This window comes from Paenibacillus glycanilyticus (assembly GCF_023715145.1).
Classification (GTDB): domain Bacteria; phylum Bacillota; class Bacilli; order Paenibacillales; family Paenibacillaceae; genus Pristimantibacillus; species Pristimantibacillus glycanilyticus_A.
Map to the genome: position 1 here is coordinate 1 of NZ_JAMBNP010000059.1, position 422 is coordinate 422.

At 41.9% G+C, this 422-nt stretch carries 2 protein-coding genes; both read right to left on the reverse strand.

Annotation, left to right across the window (positions count from 1 at the left end; translation table 11 throughout):
• Positions 1-7 precede the first annotated feature (7 nt).
• Positions 8-226 (reverse strand): HHA domain-containing protein, encoded by a 219-nt coding sequence (locus M3194_RS30950; protein ID WP_002892050.1) that lies wholly within the window; start codon positions 224-226, stop codon positions 8-10.
• 26 nt (positions 227-252) lie between these two features.
• Positions 253-414 carry an Hha toxicity attenuator gene (locus M3194_RS31780; RefSeq protein ID WP_117090529.1) on the reverse strand — a complete coding sequence of 54 codons (162 nt, stop codon included), beginning with the start codon at positions 412-414 and terminating at the stop codon, positions 253-255.
• Between the last annotated feature and the right edge of the window lie 8 nt (positions 415-422).

The window sequence follows — 422 nt, forward strand, 5'->3', positions numbered from 1 at the left end:
GCGTAAATTAGCGGATAAATTTCCAGACAGAAGTCGGGATTTTATCGTATAGCTTATTCATGGTCAGTTCCGCCAGACGATGGTCGGCAGCTGAGTAAAATACCGCCAGCTCATTATCAGACAGTTCATATTTATTTTTTTCAATGACGCGCTCCAGCGTGTCAATTGTCTGGCAACGACGTAAGCGCATCAAATAGTCTGTTTTAGTTAATGGCTTATCAGACATAATTCCACCTTTTGATTGTAATAATTCTAACACGATAGACTGGCCGGGTTTTCCCGGCTGGCGTTGACAAAGCAACGAAATAGTCGGTTACCGGATTTTTTCCACTTTTGCAAATCCGTAGAGTTAATGCCGTAGTTACTGAACAACGTAAAAGTGTCGTCCAGATATTCGTCAACCTGAGCGATCAGCTTATTAT

Excerpts from the sequence above, each read along its gene's own strand:
- M3194_RS30950 (WP_002892050.1), bottom strand. The coding sequence starts at position 226 with ATGTCTGATAAGCCATTAACTAAAACAGACTATTTGATGCGCTTACGT.